Annotated in this window: 6 protein-coding genes and 1 pseudogene; 3 read left to right on the plus strand and 4 right to left on the minus strand. The window is 64.7% G+C overall.

Annotated elements, in window-relative coordinates:
• Window positions 1–211: 211 nt before the first annotated feature.
• The 4 genes from NS365_RS24560 to NS365_RS15785 all read right to left on the minus strand — a co-directional run bounded on the left by NS365_RS24560 (window position 212) and on the right by NS365_RS15785 (window position 3,289).
• A complete protein-coding gene (locus NS365_RS24560) occupies window positions 212–379 on the minus strand; it encodes a hypothetical protein (RefSeq protein WP_193753459.1) in 168 nt (55 codons plus the stop codon).
• Between the two features lie 320 nt (window positions 380–699).
• The gene (locus NS365_RS15775; protein WP_058601260.1) at window positions 700–1,035 is read right to left on the minus strand and encodes a PepSY domain-containing protein; all 336 of its coding nucleotides are present in this window, start codon (window positions 1,033–1,035) and stop codon (window positions 700–702) included.
• Between the two features lie 125 nt (window positions 1,036–1,160).
• Entirely contained in the window at window positions 1,161–1,886 is a 726-nt protein-coding gene (locus tag NS365_RS15780; RefSeq protein ID WP_058601261.1) for a beta-ketoacyl-ACP reductase, read from the minus strand.
• Between the two features lie 218 nt (window positions 1,887–2,104).
• The gene (locus tag NS365_RS15785; RefSeq protein ID WP_058601262.1) at window positions 2,105–3,289 is read right to left on the minus strand and encodes an acetyl-CoA C-acetyltransferase; all 1,185 of its coding nucleotides are present in this window, start codon (window positions 3,287–3,289) and stop codon (window positions 2,105–2,107) included.
• A gap of 267 nt (window positions 3,290–3,556) precedes the next feature.
• Here NS365_RS15785 and phaR point away from each other — a divergent pair, with 267 nt between their 5' ends.
• The 3 genes and pseudogenes from phaR to NS365_RS25020 all read left to right on the plus strand — a co-directional run.
• A complete protein-coding gene (phaR, locus tag NS365_RS15790) occupies window positions 3,557–4,159 on the plus strand; it encodes a polyhydroxyalkanoate synthesis repressor PhaR (RefSeq protein WP_058601263.1) in 603 nt (200 codons plus the stop codon).
• Between the two features lie 492 nt (window positions 4,160–4,651).
• A pseudogene (locus NS365_RS25345) lies at window positions 4,652–4,885 on the plus strand (hypothetical protein); the annotation flags it as partial.
• A gap of 71 nt (window positions 4,886–4,956) precedes the next feature.
• On the plus strand, window positions 4,957–5,282 hold a 326-nt coding region (locus NS365_RS25020), incomplete at its 3' end, for a hypothetical protein (RefSeq protein WP_244498465.1).

Consider the following 5,282-nt stretch of genomic DNA (forward strand, 5'->3'; position numbering starts at 1 on the left):
TTCATGACCATCCACTATCGCGGTTCACCATGTATGCTATTCTTTGGATAACCAAATTCCGGCGAAGCGCGCTATTGTCCTGCCCGCCCTTTCGTTCGCGCGCCCCAGCCGTGGCGTTGGGGAGTTGAACAGATTGTGAAATCTGTCTGGCGCGCGGGCCTCCTCGTCGCGTTGACCCTCTTCACGTCCGCTCCGGCCATAGCGCAAGCCTTCAAGATCGCGCCGAACGGCCTTCAGAGCCTGCCCGGCGACGATCATCGGCGCCCGGCACGATCTGAAGGCCGTTCGGCCCGATCTGCAAGGCTTGCGCCATGGCCGGAGCGGCCGTGACGAGGGTCAAGGCGACGAGGAGGCCCGCGCGCCAGACAGATTTCACCATATGTTCAACTCCCCCACGCCCCGCCTGGGGCGCGCGCACGAAAAGGCGGGCAGGACCATCGCGCGCTTCGCCGGAATTTGGCTATCCAACGAATCGCATACATGTCGAACCGAGATAGTCGATGGTCACGACCTGGCATAGGCTGGCAACGCAAAAAAGGCGGCGCCAAGGCGCCACCTTTTCCCGAACTGGAAAACATTTCGGCTGATCCCGTTGAAGCGTTGCTTGCCGGGAGTCAGCATCCTGCCCGTTCGGGGCACTGCTCCGTGCCGGTGCCATCTGGCCCGGACCGGAGTGGCCTTACCCCTCAGAGCTTCACCTTAGCGGACCGAGAGAACTTCGCCGGTGCGGCGGTCGATATCGACCTGGATGTCGTCGCCCGAACGATCCGTGCCCATGACACGGAAGCTGTTGCGCATACGGGTCACATCGTCCACCTCGCGCACACCTTCCGAACGGGCGATACGAACGGCGTCGCGCTCGCCGATCTCGCGGCCACGGCGATCGTCGCGGCGCATGTCGCGCTGCTGCTGCTGGTTCGGGTCCACCAGACGCACGCCGTCGCGGCCGATCTCGATTCCCTGCGCCAGGGTCGGGGCGGCAGTGCCGAGCAGGGCGACGGCAGCGAGCGCGAGGGTGATGTTTCTGCGGATCATGATGTCAATCCTCAAACGGGGTCGCAACGGTCATCCGTTGCATGTCGCCGGCAAAATGCCCCGTTGGAGGATCGGTTCCCTTTGCTGCGGCGACCCATTTCGCCGCAGCGCAACGCGGGATTCGGTCAGGCGAAGTGCTGACCGCCGTTGATCGACAGGGTCGAGCCGGTGATGAAGCCCGCCTCGTCGGAGGCGAGGAACAGAACCGTGCGGGCGATTTCCTCGGGCTCGCCGAGGCGGCCGACCGGAATCTGCGGCAGGATGCGCTCGTTCAGCACCTTTTCGTCGATTGCGCGCACCATCTCCGTCCCGATATAGCCGGGGCAGATCGCATTGACCGTGATGCCGACGCGCGCGCCTTCCTGCGCCAAGGCCTTGGTGAAGCCGATATCGCCCGCCTTGGCGGAGGAATAGTTCACCTGCCCGGCCTGCCCCTTCTGGCCGTTGATCGAGGAGATATTGATGACACGGCCGAACTTGCGCTCGCGCATCCCATCCCAGGCCGGGCGCGTCATGTTGAAGAGGCTGTTGAGATTGGTGTTGATCACCGCGCTCCACTGCTCGGGCGTCATCTTGTGGAACATGGCATCGCGCGTGATGCCGGCATTGTTGACGAGAACCCGGAGCGGGCCGAGATCGGCCTCAACCTTGGCGATACCCTCGGCGCAAGCCTCATAGGAACTGACGTCCCACTTATAGACCGCGATGCCAGTTTCCTCGCGAAAAGCCTCGGCCGCCGCGTCGTTGCCGGCATAATTGGCCGCCACCGTGTAGCCGGCGTCTTTCAGCGCCTTGGACACGGCCGCGCCGATGCCGCGCGTTCCACCCGTTACGATCGCCACTCGACTCATTTGCTTCCTCCATTTTTATGGGTGCAGGGATGACGCAAAACGGGCCGCCGCCATGCAAGGCCGCGAGCCGAAAAGCGAAATCTTCGGGATCATCGAAGAACGGGCGGCGGAGCGCTGGAGGTCAGACCTCGCATCTCCGGCCGCCGATCAAGCCCTCAACCGCATTCTGCGGCCGGAACGCCCGGGAGCATGACCGCCCGGGCGCGTGGCGCGAGCGGCTAGAAGCGCTCGAGGCACATGGCGACACCCATGCCGCCGCCGACGCAGAGCGTGACGAGGCCGCGCTTGGCTTCGCGGCGCCCCATCTCGAACAGAAGCGTGTTCAGGCAGCGCGCGCCCGACGCGCCGATCGGATGGCCGATCGCGATGGCGCCGCCATTGACGTTGACGATGTCCGGATTCCAGCCGAGATCCTTGTTCACCGCGCAGGCCTGAGCGGCGAAGGCCTCGTTGGCCTCCACGAGGTCGAGATCCTCGATGCGCCAGCCGGCGCGCTCCAGCGCGCGGCGCGACGCGGGGATCGGGCCCGAGCCCATCACCGCCGGGTCGACGCCGACCGTCGCGAAGGAGGCGATGCGCGCCAGCGGCGAGAGGCCACGGCGCGCGGCCTCCTCTTCCGTCATCAGCACCAGAGCGGCCGCGCCGTCATTGATGCCCGAGGCATTGCCGGCCGTCACCGTGCCCTCCTTGTCGAAGGCGGGCTTGAGCTTCTGCACCTTGTCCAGCGTCGTGCCGGCCTTGATGTATTCGTCTTCTTCCACCACCACGTCGCCCTTGCGGCTGGCGACGGTGAAGGGAACGATCTCGTCCTTGAAGCGGCCGGCCTTCTGCGCGGCTTCCGCCTTGTTCTGCGAGCGGACGGCGAACTCGTCCTGCTCCTCGCGCGTGATCTGCCACTGGCGCGCCACGTTCTCGGCCGTGTTGCCCATGTGATAGCCCTGAAAGGCGTCGATCAGGCCGTCCTTCAGCATCGTGTCGATGAATTTCAGATCGCCCATCTTCTGGCCTGCGCGCAGATGCGCGGCATGAGGAGCCATGGACATGGATTCCTGGCCGCCCGCCACGACGATGCGCGCATCGCCCGTCATGATCTGCTGCGCGCCGAGCGCCACGGCGCGAAGGCCCGATCCGCAGAGCTGGTTGAGGCCCCAGGCGCTGGCTTCCTTCGGAACGCCCGCCTTCATGGCGGCCTGACGAGCCGGGTTCTGCCCCTCGGCCGCCTGAAGGACCTGACCGAGAATCACCTCGTCCACATCGCCGGCTTCGACCCCGGCGCGCCGCAGCGCCTCGGTGACGGCGACCGCGCCGAGATAATGGGCGGGAACGGAGGCGAAGGCTCCGTTGAACGAGCCGACCGGCGTGCGCGCCGCCCCGACAATGACGATTCGCTGAGATGCGCTCATGCCCTGCCCTTTTCTCCCGATCCTGCCGCCTTTCGGCTTGCGCGCGGCGGCATTCGGTCAGACCTTCGCAGAGTGGTTAGGAACCTGTCAAACACAACGACAGATTTCAGGATCTCGTCCCCAGCCATGGTGCGGCTGCGAGAAACCCGAAGCGAATTTTCCCAAGAAAAACAGTCGGAACCGTTTGGAAAGAGGATAAAAACAAGGCTATCCTTTCGCAGGGGCAGCGAAAGACGGCCCGGATTCGATCGCCTTGGGAGAGAGCGGATGGCACGCCATAACGAAACCACCATTATCAAGAAATACGCCAACCGCCGTCTCTACAACACCGGCACCAGCATGTACGTGACGCTGGAGAACCTCGCGGCCATGGTGAAGGGCAACGAGGACTTCGTGGTGCAGGATGCCAAGACGGGCGAGGACATCACCCATTCCGTCCTGACCCAGATCATTTTCGAGCAGGAGAACAAGGGCGGGCAGAACCTCATGCCCATCGCTTTCCTGCGTCAGCTCATCCGCTTCTACGGCGACCAAATGCAGATGGTCATTCCCGCCTATCTCGAACAGTCCATGGCCGCCTTCTCGCGCGAGCAGGAATCCTATCGCGGGGCCGGCAACAGCAACCCGCTCCAGATGATGGAAACGCAGGTGCGTCGCAACACGGAGATGTTCCGCGAGGCGATGGGCATGTTCAACCCGTTCCTCGCCAGCGCGATGGGGATGCCGGAGAAGCCGAGCGCCCGCCCGCCCGAGCGCGCGTCCGATGCCGCCGCTGCGGCGGGGCCAACGGCGGACGATTTCGCCACGATGCGCGATCAACTCGCCGCCATGCAGCGCCGGCTGGAAGAAATGGACAAGAAGGGCAACTGAGTCCGGCAGCGTCGGCTCCGCCCGCAACGCTCGATGCTTGCGCGAGGGCCGGATTCGTCCGGCCCTTCAGGCTTCGGGAAGTTGACGCGTTCCAATTCTCCGAACGCTCCAGCGGCAAAGGCGCGCCGGTTCGCGCAAGGCCGGCTTCACAAGAGCGGCCGGACAGCGCTGCCTGAATTCGAGCCGGCAAGGGCCGCCGACCTCCGGGCTCGGAACGCATTCGCCGCCATCGCAGACTTGTCGTTCGAGAGCACACTCGAAGTGGCCGTTCTGTTCCCCCCGCCTGACACTGCAGCTGTCTCACGTCAGTTGGCTCGCGGCTCTCCTAAGGCCCCTGTCTGTTGGAAATGTAAGAAGGTGATTGCGCGGAAAGGAGCCTGGCCCCCAGAGCCTAGAGCCCGTGGGGGAGCAAGGGTCCCCTCCGCGTCTGCTTGAACCTGAACAGTTGCTTGGGACGACAAATCCTGCACGACATGGACAGGAGCTTTCACCATGCCACAGCCTGTTGTCGGCTGCGATCTTTCACACGGCTTCATCGATCTCTGCCGCCTGCCCTCGGCCAAGGTCGAGCGCATCGCCAATACGCTGGAGGACATCTCGGCCTTCCTCGACACGCTCGACCGCGACGTTCTCGTCATGTTCAAGGCCACCAGCGGCTGCGACGGCCACCTCATCGCGGCCCTTGTCGAGCGCGGCCATCCCTTCTCGCGCGTCAATCCCTGTCAGGCCCGCGAGTTCGCCAGAACCACGGGCGTCTTGGCCAAGACCGACCGCGTCGATGCTCGCGCCTGGCGCAGATGGGCTCCGCCCTCGACCTTCCGACCACCGTCCCGCTCAGCCAAGCCCACGCCCGGCTCTCCGATTTTCTCGGGCGGCGCAGGCAGTTGGTCGACATGCGAAAGGCCGAGAAGCTGCACCGCCACAGCGCCAGGCAGGAAGAGATCGCAGCCAGCATCGAAGCCATGGTCAAGATGCTCGCCCGGCAGATCAGCGATCTTGATCGGCGCATCGCGGACCTGATCCAAGCGGACCACCCCCTGGCCGATCAGGCGCACCTCCTCTTGGCGGTGCCCGGCATCGGCCGGACTGTACTTGCCACCCTTCTAGGCTCAGGACCTATTAA

It is taken from the genome of Aureimonas ureilytica (assembly GCF_001475935.1).
Lineage (GTDB): Bacteria > Pseudomonadota > Alphaproteobacteria > Rhizobiales > Rhizobiaceae > Aureimonas > Aureimonas ureilytica_A.

Coding starts and splice junctions, on each gene's coding strand:
- NS365_RS24560 (WP_193753459.1), bottom strand. CDS start 379: ATGGTGAAATCTGTCTGGCGCGCGGGCCTCCTCGTCGCCTTGACCCTC.
- NS365_RS15775 (WP_058601260.1), bottom strand. CDS start 1,035: ATGATCCGCAGAAACATCACCCTCGCGCTCGCTGCCGTCGCCCTGCTC.
- NS365_RS15780 (WP_058601261.1), bottom strand. CDS start 1,886: ATGAGTCGAGTGGCGATCGTAACGGGTGGAACGCGCGGCATCGGCGCG.
- NS365_RS15785 (WP_058601262.1), bottom strand. CDS start 3,289: ATGAGCGCATCTCAGCGAATCGTCATTGTCGGGGCGGCGCGCACGCCG.
- phaR (WP_058601263.1), top strand. CDS start 3,557: ATGGCACGCCATAACGAAACCACCATTATCAAGAAATACGCCAACCGC.